Origin of the sequence: Klebsiella sp. RHBSTW-00484, from assembly GCF_013705725.1 — a bacterium.
Taxonomy (GTDB): Bacteria; Pseudomonadota; Gammaproteobacteria; order Enterobacterales; family Enterobacteriaceae; genus Klebsiella.
In genome coordinates this window covers 2,842,083-2,859,649 of the sequence record NZ_CP055481.1, presented here as the reverse complement: position 1 = coordinate 2,859,649, position 17,567 = coordinate 2,842,083, and the positions used below count along the sequence as shown (strand labels likewise).

General features: G+C 57.2%; 18 protein-coding genes. 13 read left to right on the top strand and 5 right to left on the bottom strand.

The window, feature by feature from the left end; all coding sequences use genetic code 11:
• Positions 1-52 precede the first annotated feature (52 nt).
• Both HV213_RS13600 and HV213_RS13595 read left to right on the top strand, forming a co-directional pair.
• On the top strand, positions 53-979 hold the full coding sequence (locus tag HV213_RS13600; RefSeq protein ID WP_181486068.1) for a LysR substrate-binding domain-containing protein: 927 nt from the start codon (positions 53-55) through the stop codon (positions 977-979).
• 576 nt (positions 980-1,555) lie between these two features.
• Complete coding sequence (locus tag HV213_RS13595) at positions 1,556-2,368, top strand: trypsin-like serine peptidase (RefSeq protein WP_181486067.1); 813 nt, start codon at positions 1,556-1,558, stop codon at positions 2,366-2,368.
• Positions 2,369-2,372: 4 nt separating this feature from the next.
• On the opposite strand, the gene HV213_RS13590 is transcribed toward HV213_RS13595, so the two are convergent.
• From HV213_RS13590 to mdtJ, 3 genes are all read right to left on the bottom strand, one after another.
• Entirely contained in the window at positions 2,373-4,529 is a 2,157-nt protein-coding gene (locus HV213_RS13590) for a putative bifunctional diguanylate cyclase/phosphodiesterase (protein ID WP_181486066.1), read from the bottom strand.
• 105 nt (positions 4,530-4,634) lie between these two features.
• A complete protein-coding gene (gene mdtI, locus HV213_RS13585) occupies positions 4,635-4,964 on the bottom strand; it encodes a multidrug/spermidine efflux SMR transporter subunit MdtI (protein WP_181486065.1) in 330 nt (109 codons plus the stop codon).
• Positions 4,951-5,286 (bottom strand): multidrug/spermidine efflux SMR transporter subunit MdtJ, encoded by a 336-nt coding sequence (gene mdtJ / locus HV213_RS13580; protein WP_228288627.1) that lies wholly within the window; start codon positions 5,284-5,286, stop codon positions 4,951-4,953. Before mdtJ ends, mdtI begins: the two co-directional genes overlap by 14 nt.
• Positions 5,287-5,311: 25 nt before the next feature.
• On the opposite strand from mdtJ, the gene HV213_RS13575 reads away from it, so the two are divergent.
• The 3 genes from HV213_RS13575 to HV213_RS13570 all read left to right on the top strand — a co-directional run bounded on the left by HV213_RS13575 (position 5,312) and on the right by HV213_RS13570 (position 7,685).
• On the top strand, positions 5,312-6,292 hold the full coding sequence (locus HV213_RS13575; protein WP_000019445.1) for an IS5-like element ISKpn26 family transposase: 981 nt from the start codon (positions 5,312-5,314) through the stop codon (positions 6,290-6,292).
• Positions 6,274-6,486, top strand: coding sequence for a hypothetical protein (locus HV213_RS33565; RefSeq protein WP_327021798.1), 213 nt, complete (start codon positions 6,274-6,276; stop codon positions 6,484-6,486). The genes HV213_RS13575 and HV213_RS33565 overlap by 19 nt, the downstream gene beginning before the upstream one ends.
• 164 nt (positions 6,487-6,650) lie before the next feature.
• Entirely contained in the window at positions 6,651-7,685 is a 1,035-nt protein-coding gene (locus tag HV213_RS13570; protein ID WP_181486064.1) for an AI-2E family transporter, read from the top strand.
• 454 nt (positions 7,686-8,139) lie between these two features.
• Here HV213_RS13570 and HV213_RS13565 read toward each other — a convergent pair whose 3' ends face one another.
• Positions 8,140-9,162, bottom strand: a complete 1,023-nt coding sequence (locus tag HV213_RS13565; RefSeq protein ID WP_181482387.1) for an IS110 family RNA-guided transposase — start codon at positions 9,160-9,162, stop codon at positions 8,140-8,142.
• 326 nt (positions 9,163-9,488) lie between these two features.
• Here HV213_RS13565 and mdcA point away from each other — a divergent pair, with 326 nt between their 5' ends.
• The 8 genes from mdcA (at position 9,489) to mdcH (ending at position 16,542) form a co-directional block, all read left to right on the top strand.
• Positions 9,489-11,144 carry a malonate decarboxylase subunit alpha gene (gene mdcA / locus HV213_RS13560; protein WP_181486063.1) on the top strand — a complete coding sequence of 552 codons (1,656 nt, stop codon included), beginning with the start codon at positions 9,489-9,491 and terminating at the stop codon, positions 11,142-11,144.
• Positions 11,144-11,986 (top strand): triphosphoribosyl-dephospho-CoA synthase, encoded by an 843-nt coding sequence (locus HV213_RS13555; RefSeq protein ID WP_181486062.1) that lies wholly within the window; start codon positions 11,144-11,146, stop codon positions 11,984-11,986. The genes mdcA and HV213_RS13555 overlap by 1 nt, the downstream gene beginning before the upstream one ends.
• Positions 11,987-12,003: 17 nt before the next feature.
• Entirely contained in the window at positions 12,004-12,303 is a 300-nt protein-coding gene (gene mdcC / locus HV213_RS13550; RefSeq protein ID WP_142463105.1) for a malonate decarboxylase acyl carrier protein, read from the top strand.
• Positions 12,296-13,129: a biotin-independent malonate decarboxylase subunit beta gene (locus HV213_RS13545; RefSeq protein ID WP_181486061.1), complete on the top strand. Its 834-nt coding sequence runs from the start codon at positions 12,296-12,298 to the stop codon at positions 13,127-13,129. The genes mdcC and HV213_RS13545 overlap by 8 nt, the downstream gene beginning before the upstream one ends.
• Positions 13,129-13,929 carry a biotin-independent malonate decarboxylase subunit gamma gene (gene mdcE / locus HV213_RS13540; protein ID WP_181486060.1) on the top strand — a complete coding sequence of 267 codons (801 nt, stop codon included), beginning with the start codon at positions 13,129-13,131 and terminating at the stop codon, positions 13,927-13,929. The genes HV213_RS13545 and mdcE overlap by 1 nt, the downstream gene beginning before the upstream one ends.
• 131 nt (positions 13,930-14,060) lie before the next feature.
• Complete coding sequence (locus HV213_RS13535; protein ID WP_181486059.1) at positions 14,061-15,020, top strand: AEC family transporter; 960 nt, start codon at positions 14,061-14,063, stop codon at positions 15,018-15,020.
• Between the two features lie 2 nt (positions 15,021-15,022).
• Entirely contained in the window at positions 15,023-15,643 is a 621-nt protein-coding gene (locus HV213_RS13530; protein ID WP_181486058.1) for a malonate decarboxylase holo-ACP synthase, read from the top strand.
• The gene (mdcH, locus tag HV213_RS13525; RefSeq protein ID WP_181486057.1) at positions 15,640-16,542 is read left to right on the top strand and encodes a malonate decarboxylase subunit epsilon; all 903 of its coding nucleotides are present in this window, start codon (positions 15,640-15,642) and stop codon (positions 16,540-16,542) included. Before HV213_RS13530 ends, mdcH begins: the two co-directional genes overlap by 4 nt.
• Here the strand turns inward: mdcH and HV213_RS13520 are convergent.
• Entirely contained in the window at positions 16,532-17,458 is a 927-nt protein-coding gene (locus HV213_RS13520; RefSeq protein ID WP_181486056.1) for a LysR family transcriptional regulator, read from the bottom strand. The two genes, mdcH and HV213_RS13520, sit on opposite strands and share 11 nt — an antisense overlap.
• Between the last annotated feature and the right edge of the window lie 109 nt (positions 17,459-17,567).

Here is a 17,567-nt window from a genome sequence, read left to right as displayed (position 1 = left end):
ACAAATAGTGAGCTTCAATGTGAGTTTTACTCAATATAGAGAGTAATAGTCGATGTCGATGCCGCCGCTCTACGCTCTGCGCGCCTTTGAAACCGCCGCGCGTCTTGGCTCATTTAGCAAGGCCGCCGCCGCGCTACACGTCACGCCCGGAGCCATCAGCCGCCATGTCAGCACCCTGGAAGCGTGGTTTGAGTGCCAGCTCTTTTTTCGCCATGGGCCAAAAGTCACGGTTACCGACGCAGGACGGCAGCTGGCGAAAGCATTAGAAGAGAGTTTCTCGGCGATTGACCGGGCCTGCCAGACCCTGCGCCGTCAGGCGGGAAAGCTACGGCTGAAAGCGCCGTCCACCCTCACCATGCGCTGGTTACTGGACGTTCTGCAACAGTTTCGCCAGCAGCATCAGCGCCCGGAAGTCGAAATGAGTAGCCTGTGGATGGATCGGGACTGCGTCGATTTCGCTCAAGAGCCGTTTGACTGCGCGATCCTGCTCGGCGACGGTAATTTTGGCGACGATAATGTCTGTAGTCTGCTGTTTGCCGAATGGCTCATCCCGCTTTGCGCACCGGGGATGCAACAAAAAGCCCAGCAGGACTTAGCCACCTGCACGCTGATTCACCCTTCGACCGATCGTCGGGACTGGCGGCGGTGGCTGCAATATTGCGGGCAACAACAACAGCCGAATATTAGTCAGGGCTTAGTTTTTGATACCCTGGAACAAGGCACCATGGCAGCCATGAGCGGCCATGGCGTCAGTATTGGCGATCTGCTGCTCAATCTACCCGCGATCCGCGCCGGACTGCTGGCGCTGCCTTTTTCGACAGCCGTTGCCACCGGCGAGGGATACTATCTGGTGTGGCCCAAAAACACGCTTAACTCACAGCCCATCGCATTGCTGCACGACTTTTTGCATCAGCATGTTCCCGAGCCTCTCCCTGACAGTATCACTCGCCTGGGGCAAGCGCCTTTTTACAAGACATGAACCGCCGTGACCAGCAGATAACCCGTGGTGCCCCAAATCATGGCGGACACCAGAGAAACGTAAACTAATGCGCGAATACCTTGTTTAGACATAGACCCTCCCGTACATCGGGTAATGAGAGATTGCAGATATCATCGCCGGGACAACATCTCTATTTGCTCAACAAGGTGATAGCAATAACAACGTTTTGGGTGAGAAAATGTTTCGCTTTGAAAGTAATTGAGTAACAGGTAAAGAAGTATTTTTTCTTTTATAGATAGCTCTTGTTTAACCAGTAACATCGCCCTCTGGAACACTCACCTTAAGAAAAATCTGTAGTAAGAAAGCTTTTTACCCCGCGCAGGATGCTGTACGTTCGGATACACGATTTATGTTGCTTCCGGCCCCTGTTTCTGCGGAAATAACGCAGCAGAAAATCGATGTTAACCGTTTGAAATTACGCTATTCGCCTACGTAAAAAAGACTGTTTTTTCTGCTTTTACGGGCGTTAGGGCTTCATTAAAATTATTCTTAACTTTCATAAACTTAAATCTGCTGCTACTTTCAATATACATAATTAACTCCCCAGAGAGTGATATGCGTAGAGACGTACTGTTATTACTGTGTTCATTTTGTCTATTTCCCGCGCTAGCTCAGGCTGATGATGATGGCATGAGTGCAAAAGATATTAAGACGCTGTTTTTCGGTCATGATGATCGTAAACCGGTGAATAACCCCACAGATACACCGTGGGACGCTATCGGGCAACTGGAAACCGCCAGCGGCAACCTCTGCACCGCCACGCTGATTGCGCCCAATCTGGCGCTGACCGCCGGGCACTGCCTGCTTACGCCGCCCAAAGGCAAGCCGGATAAACCCGTCGCGCTGCGCTTCATCTCGCGTAAAGGGGGATGGGTGTATGAAATTCACGGTATTGAAGGCCGGGTTGACCCATCGCTGGGTAAACGGCTGAAGGCCGACGGCGATGGCTGGATAGTGCCCTCCGCGGCAGCACCGTGGGATTTTGGCCTTATCATGCTGCGCTATGCCCCCTCAGGAATTACGCCGATACCCATTTTTAGCGGCAATAAGGCCGATTTGACCGCCGCGCTGAAGACCGCTGAACGCAAAGTCACGCAGTCCGGCTATCCGGAAGATCATCTGGATAATCTCTACACTCATGAAGATTGTGTGGTGACCGGCTGGGCGCAGACCTCGGTGCTGTCGCATCAGTGCGACACCTTACCGGGCGATAGCGGTTCCCCGCTGCTGCTGAAAACCGACGCGGGTTGGCAGGTTATTGCGGTACAGAGTTCGGCTCCGGGACCTAAAGATCGCTGGCGGGCGGATAACCGAGCCATATCGGTGACCGGTTTTCGCGACAAACTGGAAACGCTGGCCGCCCAATAAGCGGTCAGCCCTGCTGCTGGCGCAGCTGTAGTAAAGAAGCGACGGGCATCGGCTCGCTGAAATAGAACCCCTGCAATCTGTCGCATCCGGCACGACGCAGCAGCGCCAACTGTTGCTGATTTTCAACGCCTTCCGCCACTACCGTAATGCCTAGCGCCCCGGCAATACGCACGGTACCGCGTACCAGCTCCGCCGCCTGAGTATCGACATCCACCAGCCCAGCCAGCGATTTATCGATTTTGAGACTGTCAAATCTGAAGCTGCGTAAATAACCGATACTGGAGTATCCGGTACCGAAATCATCCAGCGCCACCGCAATGCCCAGCGATTTTAAATTTTCAATCGCCGCCCTCGCGCGATCGGGATTTTCCAGAACATAGCTCTCGGTGACCTCAAGCTGCAATCGGCGGGCCGGGAAATGGCAGCGTCCAAGCACCTGTACCACGCGTGACTCAAACTCCGGGTCGCGGAACTGCGCCGGTGAAATATTCACCGACAGCAGCAGGTCGCCCATCGGCTGCAGGTCGCTGCAGGCGCGATAGAGGACAAACTGGCCGAGGGCGTAGATCAGGCCGCTGCTCTCGGCAATGCCGATAAACGCATCCGGCGGCAGCGCCCCCTGAGGACGTCGCGGCCAGCGCAACAGCGCTTCCACCCCTTCCATCACCAGCGTGTCGGCGTTGACTATCGGCTGATACCAGACGTCAAACTCTTCATTCTCCAGCCCCTGGCGGATACCGTTTTCGATATTGAGCTGATATTGCCGCGCGTCGCTAAGCGCTTCGTCATACCAGGTTGTGCGCCCTTTGCCGGTTTTCTTCGAGTGGTACATGGCAATATCGGCACGGCGAAACAGCTCGGTGCTGGAGCAGGTCGCCGGAACACCGCTGGCAATGCCGATGCTGGCGCTGATATAGATTTTGCGATCGTTTAAGGTAACGGGGGCTTTCAGCATTTCCAACACCGCCCAGGCAAATGCCGACGCCTGATTGACTGCCAGCTCCCCGCTAATTGTCATCGCGAACTCATCGCCGCCCATCCGCGCCAGCATCCCGCCGGAAGGAACGCGCTCCCGCAATTCCTTCGCAATATAGGTGATCAGCGCATCGCCAACATCATGGCCATAATTGTCATTGACGTCTTTGAAGCCGTCGAGGTCGATAAACACCACGCTTTGCGTTTCATGCTGCGATTTTTCGCAGACCTGATTAAGCCGCTCGATCAGCGCCCGACGGTTGGGCAAGCGGCTGAGCCAGTCGGTCATGGCGATATTGCGCGCCAGCTTTTCGCCGCGCGCCAGCTTGTACAGCCCAAGGCTACTAAAGAGAATAAACAGCAGGATCAACCCCGCCGCTACCGCAGCAATCAGGCGAATACTGTTCGATGCCGCTCGCGATGCCTCTGCGCCAGGAAGCCGGGGCTGCCAGCTCAGGTAGCCGACGATTTCCCCGGACTGAGTGAGCAGCGGGCTGCTGTACTCACCGCCGGTCAGCGTGACGTGCAGATTACGAATCTGAAACGTATCCCCCAGGCGTTCGAGCATTTGCGGGTTGATATGGCGGGTGATCACCAGGTAGCGGCGGGTGTCATCATAAACCTGCAAACGCCCGACCGTTGGGCGAATCAGGCCGATCCCCACAAAGGCAATCCCAGCACGGGTGCGCGTAATCCCGGCAAAGGCGCTTTTACCGCTGCGTAGCTCTCCCGCATGTTGCGTAATCAGCGTCTGGAAACCACCGCCTAAAAATTGCGTATCCTGCTCAGTAAAGGACTGGCTGCGAAACGATCCCCACAGTACGTGGTGGTTCTGGTCCAGCACGAACGTGCCGTCATAGAGGTTATTAATTTTAAAACCCGACCCCCATGAATTGTAGAGCCATTTCGGGTCGAGCTTCGTGGCATAGGTCTGAGTGACCGCGTCGTCCCAGATAGAGTTATCCAGCACCAGGGACAGCACGCGGTTGACCGAGGTCTGTACTGCGCCATTCACCGATAGCACCGAGCGATGTTTGTCTATTTCGTTGGCTTTGAGGCCTATCAGATGTTGAGAGAGATAGAGTAGAGAAATAACAGACACGATTAAGCCGACCCCAGCGAGGACGATCATGACGGAAAGCGTTCTGGCGGAGGGAATATTGCGCCAACCTAACGAGTGAATCATGTTCTGTCCTCATCACGGCCAGCCGGGAGATGCGCCGAACTGGCTCTTTTTAAAGAGTAATACAGAGAACAGATTTTGCTGCCCGCATTCGCGAGCAGCATCACATCAGGCAAGTTTAATTAATACCATGCCTGCCACCAGCAGGATAAGTCCGGCCCAGCCTTTATAATTCAGACGTTGACCAAACAGCACCCAACCAGCAGCAATGGTTGCCGCAATGCCGAAACCGCCCCACAGCGCGTAGGCCACCGACAGATCAATCCCCTTAACAGCCTGCGAAAGCGCACTAAAGGCACCAAGCACCGCAGCCAGCGACATTACGCCGTAGAATTTACGCCGGAACCCGTCGGAAAACTTCAGAAAAACGTTCGCGATGATTTCCAGCACAATCGCCAGCGCCAACCAGGCGCCGTGAACCCACTCAAACTGTTGCATGAGTTCTCTCCTTGCGCTCTTTCACCGTTTTTTGCGTCCCGGACTTGATTAATACGATCCCGGCGACCAGGGTGACCAGACCAGCAATTTTTATCGCCGATAGCGTCTCATCAAACAACAGCACGCTGAAAATAGTGATCAGTAAAATACCGATCCCTTCCCATAAGGCGTAGGCTACGCCGAGGGCGATTTTTTTGACCGCGAAGGCCAGGAAAATATATGAAAGTGCTATCATCACCAGCATCAAAATAAAGCCAGCATGTCCACCGCTTACGCTAGGGAAGGTGCGAACAAGTTCCTGATATGAGATCATCATATTCATCCGGAGCGCATCCCAGAGGGACATCATGAGCCATCAACTCACCTTCGCCGATAGTGAATTCAGCACTAAGCGCCGTCAGACCCGAAAAGAGATTTTCCTCTCCCGCATGGAGCAGATTCTGCCATGGCAGAATATGACCGCTGTCATCGAGCCGTTTTATCCCAAGGCGGGCAATGGCCGACGGCCCTATCCGCTGGAGACCATGCTGCGTATTCACTGCATGCAGCATTGGTACAACCTGAGCGACGGTGCCATGGAAGATGCCCTGTACGAAATCGCCTCCATGCGCCTGTTTGCCCGATTATCCCTGGATAGCGCCCTGCCGGATCGCACCACCATCATGAATTTCCGCCACCTGCTCGAGCAGCATCAACTGGCCCGTCAATTGTTCAAGACCATCAATCGCTGGCTGGCCGAAGCAGGCGTCATGATGACCCAAGGCACTTTGGTGGATGCCACCATCATTGAGGCACCCAGCTCTACCAAGAACAAAGAGCAGCAACGCGATCCGGAGATGCATCAGACCAAGAAAGGCAATCAGTGGCACTTTGGCATGAAGGCCCACATTGGTGTCGATGCCAAGAGTGGCCTGACCCACAGCCTAGTCACCACCGCGGCCAACGAGCATGACCTCAATCAGCTGGGTAATCTGCTTCATGGAGAGGAGCAATTTGTCTCAGCCGATGCCGGCTACCAAGGAGCGCCACAGCGCGAGGAGCTGGCCGAGGTGGATGTGGACTGGCTGATCGCCGAGCGTCCCGGCAAGGTAAAAACCTTGAAGCAGCATCCGCGCAAGAACAAAACGGCCATCAACATCGAATACATGAAAGCCAGCATCCGTGCCAGGGTGGAGCACCCGTTTCGCATCATCAAGCGGCAGTTCGGCTTCGTGAAAGCCAGATACAAGGGGCTGCTGAAAAACGATAACCAACTGGCGATGTTATTCACCCTGGCCAACCTGTTTCGGGTGGACCAAATGATACGTCAGTGGGAGAGATCTCAGTAAAAACCGGAAATAACGCCAGAAATGGTGGAAAAAATAGCCTAAATAGGCTGATTCGATGTGTTTGCGGGAAAAAAATCGGCCCAGATCCGCGAAATTTTAATCAGCGAGTCAGCTTGGGAAGAAATGACCTGCTTATTCGCACCTTCCTTAACTCAAAGTCTTTGCAGTTCTTTACCTTGGATATTTTATTTTGATTAGTTTTTTCTGATAACAATCGCCATTATGATATCGTTCCACCCATTATTTATTAACGGTGTGGTCTTACGTTTTAAAAGAGACGGGCAGCGCTGAGACGCCAGGTTTGCCAGCGTCTACAATAAACACACATTAGAGCTCATTTTTTCTCGCAGGGAGCGGTATGGCCAAACCCATCATCACGCTTAACGGCTTAAAAATGGTCATCATGCTCGGCATGATGGTTATCATCCTGACCGGCATTCGCTTCGCGGCGGATATCATCGTCCCTTTCGTGCTGGCACTGTTTCTGGCGGTAGTGATTAACCCACTGGTTCAGCTTATGGTGCGCTGTCGGGTGCCGAGAGTGCTGGCCATTTCACTGCTGGTGGGCCTGATTGTCCTGCTTGCCGTTGTGCTGTTGGCTTCGCTGGGGACTTCTCTCAATGAGCTGGCGCGTACCCTGCCGCAGTATCGCAACTATCTCTATGAACCGATGCAGACCATTGCGCCGTGGTTACAGCGCTTCGGCTTTACCGTTTCGGTGGTTGAGCTTAATAAATATATTGACCCTAACGCAGTAATGACTCTGGTCACCAGTCTGCTCACTCAGCTTTCAAACGCGATGTCCTCTATCTTCCTGCTGCTACTGACGGTGGTGTTTATGCTGCTGGAAGTCCCGCAGCTACCCGCCAAGCTGCAACAGCTGATGTCGCGGCCGGTGGAAGGCATGGGGGCGATTCAGCGCGCACTCGATAGCGTCTCCCACTACCTGGTGTTAAAAACCGCCATCAGCCTGGTAACCGGCCTGGTGGTATGGGGAATGCTGGTGCTGCTCGATGTGCGTTTTGCCTTTATGTGGGGACTGTTAGCTTTCGCGCTGAATTACATTCCTAATATTGGTTCGGTTCTCGCGGCAATCCCGCCGATTTTGCAGGTGCTGGTGTTTGGTGGTTTGTACGACGCGCTGGTAGTTCTGGCGGGCTATCTGATTATCAACCTGGTGTTCGGTAACATCCTCGAACCGCGCATTATGGGCCGTGGACTGGGGTTATCAACGCTGGTGGTATTCCTGTCGTTAATTTTCTGGGGCTGGCTGCTGGGACCGGTAGGAATGCTACTATCGGTGCCGCTGACGATTATCGTCAAAATCGCACTCGAGCAGACGGTCGCCGGGCAAAGTATCGCCTTCTTGCTGAGTGATTTGAGTAAAAACTAACGACATTACACGCGCTTTCCCCGGAGGCGATGCTGGCGCATCTGTCCGGGCTACCTGTCCGCAGACGGCTGTGAACCCGTAGCCCGGCTAAACGTAGTGCGAGCCGGGAAGAAACCGCGCCGATGCATCAGCTCCGGCACACTCCCCGGAGGCGGCGCTCAACGCGCCTGTCCGTATATGGACACCTCCCGTGATGCAAGCTATTTTTTGTGTGAGTCACCAGGGTAAGTTGCGTTCGTATATCCGGCCTCTCTTTCGGTACCGTCGTACCCGGGCCATGATGTGTTCTGCGCACCTGCTTCCTTTCGGGCTATCGGCTTTGCTTCGCAGGGAGCCTTCGGACAGGCCGGATTTCTCAGGTGCTGGTCTTACCGGTTACTCATCACGCTAAATCGCTTCGCAATCTCACGACAGGGTTACTGCTCTTTTTACTGCATGGTTCACGGGGTGTCGGTTAACCGGCGACCCGTGAACCATGGTAATCTTCTCCGCGACTCATCACCGCCCACGCTATCCGCACATTCTTGTTCGCCAGCGCCACCGTCGCGATATTCCGGTTCCGTCTTTCCGCCACCGACTGCAGCCACTGGCTCCGCCGGTCTTCTTTGCCTGCACATGTCTTCAGAACTGACCGTGCCCCGTGGATGACCAGCGTACGCAGGTAGCTGTCACCCCGCTTGCTGATATGCCCCAGCTGCTGCTTACCGCCGCTTGAGTGCTGCCGGGGAACCAGCCCCACATAAGCCGCCATCTCCCGACCGTTCTTAAACTGCGTCGCGTCACCCAACAACGCCACCATCGCGCTGGCGGTTATCACGCCGATACCTTCTATTTTCATCAGCCGCTGGATGCAGATATCTTCCCGCGCCGCCTCTGCGAGCCGCCGGTCATGCCCCGCCACCCGGTCATCCAGCATCCGCAGCTCTTCGGCCAGCTCGCACAGCAGGCGCATAAACCGGTCATCCCACTGCTCCTGCTGTGACAGTATCTCCGGCAGCGCCTTACGCAACTGGCTGATGCCGACCGGCAGCACCACGCCGAATTCGCCCAGAAAGCCCCGTATCTCGTTGCACAGCGCCGTGCGGCTTTTTATCACTCTGGCCCGCACGCGATGCTCCGCCTGAAGGGTCTGCTGGCGCTCTGTCTTAACCGCGACGAAGCGCATGGCGGGGCGGCTGATGGCTTCACAGATGGCTTCGGCATCGTTGGCATCATTCTTGTTGCCTTTGAGGTAAGGCTTGACGAATTTCGGGGGAATAATGCGCACGGTATGCCCCATGCGGGTGAGTTCGCGGGACCAGTAGTGGGATGATGCGCAGGCTTCAATCCCGATGGTGCAGGGAGCCAGCTGAGAGAAATAAGCGTGCATGTGGGCGCGGCGGAGAGATTTCCGCACGACGACATGTTCATGGTGATCCACAGCATGGATCTGAAAGACATTTTTTGCCAGGTCAAGACCGATACGTTTAATATTCATGGTGGACACCTCCTCCTGTGGACTGCAGGTAACACTTCCAGTCTGGCACGTTCTGATGCCGTAAGGTGGGAGGTGTCCATCACATCGGGCTACCTGTCCGCAGATGGCGGTGAACCCGTAGCCCCCCAGCCACATTGATATATCCCCCTGCTCGTAGACCAATCATTCACCTTCATTATTGATCGCCATCACATCTCTCACCCGCCAATTATTACTCTTACGCTAACAATTCGCCGCCAGCCTTAATTGATGCCTGCCACGTCGGGACGCACACTTACTCCCACACCAGGACAATCAAAACGATTTGTCGAATCAGGAGGTTAACAATGAGTGCCGAACAAACGACCGGACGGGTCTGGAACCGTCGCCGGACGGAAAAACAGCGGCGACTGGCCGAGGCTAAGATCTCAGGTAAAGTCATTCCCACCGATCAGTTGGTTGCGGTTCTGGAACATTTGCTGGCTCCCGGTGACCGGGTGGTGCTGGAAGGCAACAACCAGAAACAGGCCGATTTCCTCTCGCGGATGCTGGCTGAAGTCAACCCGCAAAAAATCCACGACCTGCATATGATTATGCCGAGCGTCGGGCGTAGCGAGCATCTGGATCTCTTCGAAAAGGGCATCGCCCGCAAACTTGATTTCTCCTTCTCCGGCACCCAAAGCCTGCGCATTTCGCAACTGCTGGAAGATGGTCTGCTGGAAATTGGCGCGATCCACACCTATATCGAACTTTATTCCCGCCTGTACGTCGACCTGTCGCCGAACGTCGCACTGATTGCCGGTTTCAAAGCCGACCGCAAAGGTAATCTCTACACCGGGGCAAGTACCGAAGATACTCCGGCGCTGGTTGAAGCCGCCGCTTTCCATGACGGCATCGTCATTGCGCAGGTTAACGAACTGGTCGACGACGAATGCGACCTGCCGCGCGTCGATATCCCCGGTTCATGGATTGACTACGTCGTTGTCGCCGACAAACCGTTCTTTATCGAACCGCTGTTTACCCGCGATCCACGCCTGATTAAGCAAGAACATATTCTGATGGCGATGATGGCGATTAAAGGCATCTACGCCGAGCATCAGGTGCAGTCACTGAACCACGGCATCGGCTTTAACACCGCCGCCATCGAACTGCTGCTGCCCACCTACGGCGAGCAGCTCGGCCTGAAGGGCAAAATCTGTAAACACTGGACCCTGAACCCGCATCCAACGCTGATCCCGGCCATTGAAAGCGGCTGGGTGGAGAGCGTGCACTGCTTCGGCGGCGAACTGGGGATGGAAGAGTACATCCGCGCCCGCCCTGACGTGTTCTTTACCGGCGCAGATGGCTCTATGCGCTCCAACCGCGCCTTCTGCCAGCTGGCAGGCCAGTACGCGGTGGATATGTTTATCGGCTCAACGCTCCAGGTGGATGGCTACGCCAACTCCTCAACCGTCACCCGCGGTCGTCTTTCCGGCTTCGGTGGCGCGCCGAATATGGGCCATGACCCGCACGGTCGTCGTCACGCCACCCCGGCCTGGCTGAATATGATGACCGAACCGACCCCAATGCAGCGCGGCAAAAAGCTGGTGGTGCAGATGGTGGAAACCTTCCAGGCAGGCGTTAAACCAACCTTCGTAGAAAAACTGGATGCCATTGAAGTGGCGAAAACCTCCGGAATGCCGCTGGCGCCAGTAATGATTTACGGCGATGACGTCACCCACGTACTGACCGAAGAAGGGATCGCTTATCTCTATCGCGCGGAAAGTCTTGAGGAGCGCCGGGCGATGGTCGCTGCGGTGGCCGGGATCACCGATATCGGCCTCGGCGTTGACGCCAAACGCGTAGCCGACTTACGCCGTAGCGGAAAAGTCGTTTACCCGGAAGATATCGGTATTCGCCGTAGCGATGCCACCCGCTCCCTGCTTGCTGCTGGCAGCGTCGCCGACCTGGTGGAATGGTCCGACGGCCTGTACAACCCACCGGCAAAATTCCGGAGCTGGTAATGAAAAACCTCGCTCCCCAACTCGCAGAAACCCGGGCCCAGCGCCTGGCGCAAATCGCCAGCGACTGCCTGATCGACGAAGCGCGCCTTAGCCCGAAACCGGGCCTGGTTGATAGCCGTGGCAACGGAGCGCATCAGGACCTGAATCTGGCGCTAATGGAACGCTCAGCCCACAGCCTGACACCGACTTTTCACGCGCTGGCGCAGCAAAGCTGGCTGCGCCCGGTTGATATCGCCCTGCGCGAGACCGTTGGTCGTCTGGGCCGTGAAGGTGAAGCGCAGATGATGCAGGCGACGGCGGGGGTCAACACCCATCGCGGCGCTATCTGGGCCCTTGGCCTGCTGGTCAGCGCAACGGCCATGCTGGGGGGAAAAGGTCATTCACAGAGAATCGCGGAAACTGCCGCCGCCCTCGCCCGTTTGCCGGACGCGTGCGCGCCGAAGACCTTCAGTAAAGGTCTGCGCGCCAGCCGCCGCTGGCAGGTGCCGGGTGCGCGTGAAGAGGCGCAGTGCGCTTTTCCGCACATCACCACCCTGGCGCTGCCGCAGCTACTGCGCAGCCGGGCGCAGGGGGCCAGCGAAGAGCAAGCCCGCCTCGACGCGCTGATAGCGATTATGACTTCGCTCAGCGATACCTGCGTGCTCTCCCGCGCCGGAATGGCGGGACTTGACGCCATGCAGCAAGGCGCTGCCGAGGTGCTAACCGCCGGAGGATGTGCGGCAGCTGCGGGCCGAGCCGCTCTGGCGCGACTTGATGCCCAGATGCTGGCGCAGAACGCCTCGCCGGGTGGCGCTGCGGACTTGCTTGCCGCCACCCTGTTTCTCGACCGGGTTTCCGCCTAACGCATTCAGAGGATGTTATGGAACAGATTAAATTGTCATTTCCTGCCAACCGCGCCCTTAGCGGCAAAGCGCTGGCAGGCGTTGTAGGCTCCGGGGATATGGAAGTGCTCTATACCGCCGGACAGAGCGACACGCTCAACGTAGAAATCACCACCTCGGTGGACAACAGCCAGGCGCGCTGGAACGCGCTGTTCGACCGCCTGAACCTGGTTAACGGCCTGCCCGGCGGGCTGTTGGTTATCCACGATTTCGGCGCCACGCCGGGCGTGGCGCGTATCCGTATTGAACAGGTTTTTGAGGAGGTGGCTCATGCGTAACGATCGCAGCTTTATCGAATTACGTGCCCGCGAACGCGCCCGCATCCTGCTGGACGACGGTAGCTATCGCGAGCTGCTCGACCCGTTCGAAGGCATCATGTCGCCGTGGCTGGGCGCGCAAGGTATCGTCCCGCAGTCCGATGACGGCATGGTGGTGGCGAAAGGTACCCTTAACGGTCAACCGGCAGTCGTTATCGCCATCGAAGGCACCTTCCAGGGCGGCAGCATGGGCGAAGTCTCCGGCGCGAAAATGGCCGCCGCGCTTGAGCTGGCGGCGGAAGATAACCGCAACGGTATCCCCACCCAGGCGGTGCTGTGTCTGGAAACCGGCGGCGTGCGTCTGCAGGAGGCCAACCTGGGCCTTGCCGCTATCGCCGATATTCATGCCGCGATTGTCGACCTGCGTCGCTACACCCCGGTGGTCGGTATTATCACCGGCACCGTCGGCTGCTTCGGTGGGATGTCCATCGCCGCAGCGCTGTGCAGCTACCTGATTGTCACTCGCGAAGCGCGCCTGGGGCTCAACGGGCCACAGGTTATTGAACAGGAAGCAGGCATTGAAGAGTATGACTCCCGCGACCGTCCGTTTATCTGGAGCATGACCGGCGGCGAAATTCGCTACGCCAGCGGCCTGGTGGATGCGCTGGTGGGTGACGGCGTCAACGCGGTGAAAACGGCGATGAACGAGGCGATTGCCCAGGGCGTACCGGCCCAGCATCGCAGCGACAAATATGATGATTTCCTGACCCGTTTGACCCACTTCGATACCCGCCAGCAGGCGGCTACCGCGCAGATCAAACAGCTATTCGCCCGGGAGGAGAAATAATGAGTCAGTTCACTAATCGCGCCGCGCTGTGGCTAAACCAACTGGCACCGAATGCCCCGCTGATGAGCGGTCTGTGCCCGTCAGTACAGGTTGCCGATGCCGATTTTAACGGCGAGTCCGTGCGTTTTATCGCCGTGGTGCCGGATGCTAATAACCACTACCCGCGCGCCGCTCAGGGCGAAGTCGGCCTGCTTGAAGGCTGGACTCTGGCGAAAGTGGTTAACGAAACTATCGACGCCGATGCGGATAACCCGGTGAAGCGCCCAATCATTGCGGTTATCGATGTGCCCAGCCAGGCCTATGGTCGCCGCGAAGAGGCCTTCGGTATTCATCAGGCGCTGGCCGGTGCGGCAGGCGCTTATGCCAAAGCGCGTCTTGCTGGTCACCCGGTGATTGGCCTGATTGTCGGCAAAGCGATGTCCGGGGCGTTTCTGGCCCACGGCTACCAGGCCAACCGCCTGATCGCCTTTAACGACAGCGGCGTGCTGGTTCATGCGATGGGCAAAGAGTCTGCCGCGCGGATCACCCTGCGTACCGTTGAGGCGCTGGAGAAACTGGCGGCAACTATTCCGCCGATGGCCTATGACGTCAGCAACTACGCAACGCTCGGCCTGCTCTCCTCCCTGCTCGATATTAGTCATCCGGATGCCCCAGACGCTCGCGATCTGGCTCTGGTCACCGCCACCCTGCGCGACGCCATCGCTGACGCTCGCCAGGATGTCACCCTGAAATGCCGCCTGGGTGCGGAGAACCGCCGTAGTTCCCAACAGGTGCGCGAACGCATGCGCGCCAGCTGGTAGTCAGTCCCTAAGTAAAAGAAAACCTGCCGGAAGCGGCCACCCAAAGGCACTTATCGAGTGTCTTTGGGGAGAGACTGCTTTTAGAAATTATAACAATCGCGCCAGTACTCTATTCTATTTACAGGTGATTTATGACTTATGTGATTATTCATGCTCTTGCGCCGATTTTTGTCATCATGCTGCTGGGCTTCTGGGCCGGTAAGGCCAAAATGGTCGATAACAAAAACGTCTCGCTGCTCAACATTTTCGTAATGGATTTCGCCCTGCCCGCGACGCTGTTCAGCGCCACGGTACAGACGCCGTGGGGCGGCATCGTCGCCCAATCACCGTTGGTGCTGGTGCTCACCGGCGCGATGTGGATTACCTACGCGGCCATCTACTTCCTCGCTACCCGCGTCTTTAAGCGCTCACCGCAGGATGCCGCCGTGCTGACCCTGACCGTGGCGCTGCCTAACTACGCCGCGCTCGGCCTGCCGATTCTTGGCAGCGTGCTCGGTGAAGGTGCGTCAACCTCGCTCTCGGTCGCCGTGTCTATTGCCTGCGGTTCGGTATTGATGACGCCGTTCTGTCTGCTGATTCTGGAACGTGAAAAAGCGCTGGCAGCCGGAGAAAACAGCGGTTCAACGCTGGCGATGCTGCCGGTATTGATGTGGCGTTCGGTGAAAAAACCGATTGTCTGGGGCCCGCTGCTGGGGGTGGTACTTTCCGCCATCGGTATCAAAATGCCGGATCTGCTGCTCTCCTCCATTAAACCGCTGGGCCTGGCGGCAACCGCCGCAGCGCTGTTCCTGACCGGGGTGATTCTGTCGGCGCGTAAACTGCAGCTCAACGCGCTGATCGCGACGTCAACCATCGTCAAACTGCTGGTGCAGCCGTTTATCGCCTGGGGTCTGGTGATGCTACTCGGTCTGCATGGCTCCATCGCCATCACCGCGATTCTGATGATTGCCCTGGCGGCCGGTTTCTTCGGCGTGGTGTTCGGTAACCGCTTTGGCGTGCAGTCGCCGGATGCGGAAGCGGTGCTGCTGTTAAGCTCGGTTCTGTGTATCCTGTCGCTGCCGCTGTTTATCACTTTAACTTCAGGGATCTAACGATGTCATCAATGCCGCGTCCTCACGATTTAGTCTGGTTGAATCAAGCCTGTGCGCTGGAGGCTACCGAGGAACTCTGGGTCGCCCAGCACTGGCGAGTCAGCCTGCCGGTGGTGGTCCGACGCGACGTTGATGCCGACGCCCGCATTCCGGTGGGCGTGCGCGGCATGAAGCGCGAACAGCGGGCTGCGGGCTGGGTACGGATGGAGAATATCGTTCGTACCATCAGCCCGGAAACGCTCGCCGACCGCCAGCTGCTTCTGCGCTCGCCGTTTGTCTCTCAGCCGCCGCTACAGGCGGCTATTTCACTGACCCTGCACGACTGGCCATGGCGTTGGGGCATTACCGGCAGCACTGGCTACGCGCTGGCCACCGAAATTCCCGTTCTCCACGCCACCAGCGATCTGGATCTACTCATTCGCGCCCCGCAGCCTGTCACCCGTGAGGCATTGCTCGAATGGCAAGCCCGCGTCGCCCAGTTGCCCTGCCGGGCGGATACCCAGGTCGAAACGCCAGCCGGAGCTTTCGCGCTTAACGAGTGGCTGCGCGATGGCCGCGCTCTGCTGAAGACGTCCCACGGCGCGCGTCTTACCGAGACGCCGTGGAACAGGGAGGAAGCATGAAAATTCTCTTTACCTTTCCCGGTCAGGGAAACCAGCGGCAAGGTATGCTCGCCGCTATCCCCGATCGCCAGAATATTCTGGCTGAAGCGCGCACCGTGCTTGGCGATGAAGTCGATAATTTAGATAACGCCGCCGCGTTACAACATACCCGCGCGGTGCAGTTGTGCCTGTTAATTACCGGTGTTGCCTGGGCGCGGGAGCTTCAGCGCCAGGGCGTAAACCCGGACATGGTCAGCGGCCTGTCGATCGGCGCTTTCCCGGCAGCGGTGATTGCCGATGCGCTGGACTTCGCCGACGCCCTGCGTCTGGTGGCGCTACGCGGCGATTTAATGGAGCAAGCTTATCCTCAAGGCTACGGGCTTACCGCCATTATGGGCCTGACGCTCGACCGCGTAGAAAAGCTGATTGCCGACAGCGAGCTTTATATCGCCAACCTTAACGCCGAAACGCAGATAGTGATTGCCGGGCGCGACGAGGAGATGGCGCGAGTGGCACAGCTGGCGCTGAAGGCGGGTGCCAGCAAAGCGCAGCGGCTAGCGGTCAGCGTACCGTCGCACTGCGCGTTACTGGATAAACCGGCGGCTGAGCTGGCGAAGGCCTTTTCTGCCATCACGCTCAAGCGCCCACGCTGCGCGTATTTGAGCGGCTCCACGGCGCGCGTGCTCTGGGACCCGCTGAAAATCGCCGACGATCTGGCGCTGAATATGGCGCGCACCGTGCGCTGGCAGGAGGCGATGGTTGCCGCCGATGAGCGCGAGGCGCGGCTGGCAATTGAGATGCCGCCGGGCGGCGTTCTGACCTGTCTTACCCGCCAGGCGGGCTGGCACGGTGAGAGCATTTCGCTGGAACGCAGCGGCGTAGAAGTCGCTCGTCACCTGGCTATCCGGCTTAATGGCTAAGGCTGCGGGCGTACATGCGCCCTTCTGCCGCCAGCGCCAGCAGGTCGGCGTCGCGCTCGCGATGATGTGAATAGACAATCGAGATAAGCTGGCGCATCTGATATGGCTCCGCCAGCTTCAACAGCTGTACGTCGTTTTCATAGACTTTTTTCATGCGTCCCGGCAGCAGCGCAAACCCCACCCCCGCCTGAACCAGGCTAATCATTGAAAAGATATCGTTAACCCGGGTAACGATTTCCGGCTCAAATCCGGCTACCTGAAACGCATCCTGAAAGCCCGCATAGGTAGCAAACCCTTCCGCCAGCGAGACAAACTTACGCTCAGCGTAATCGCGCAGCTCGGCAGGTTGGCTGGTATCCAGTTGCTCCGTTGCCGGGGCAGCGAGGAAAATATCATCCTCAAACAGCGGGACCACATCAAAAGCGGAATTGCTGAACTCACCTTCGTTGGTGGCAATCAGAATCGCATCCAGCGCATCATCTTCCAGCATATCCAGCAGCATCTGATTGGATCCCATGGTGAGATCCAGCTCCAGCTCAGGACGGCGCAGCTTCATGCCCATAATAATGCGCGGTACGGTTTCCAGCGTCAGGGAATAAAGCGTACCGATGCGTAGCCGCCCCTGTCCGACGCCAGCCACTTTGCGCGTTGCTTCCAGTCCACGAGTCATCAGGCTCATCACGTCCTGGCAGTATTCAAGCAGCGTCCACGCCGCCGGGAGCGGTAACAGATTCCGTCCTTTATGGATAAAAAGCGGACAGCCAACCCCCTCTTCCAGGGTGTGCAGCGCCCGATGAACGCTGACGCCGCTCAGTTGCATCGCCTCTGCAGTTCTGGCGATATTGCCCTTCACCATAAACATCATAAAAACCGACAGCTTGCGGAAGGTGATCTCCTGATTAATGTCGTCTTTCATTGCATTGCGCCCCGCATTTCGGTCTTCATTTGCATTTTCTTGTGTGATTTCAAGACAGTATAAACGCAATTAACGATTGACGTATTAGCCGAAACCGGGATATACGCGC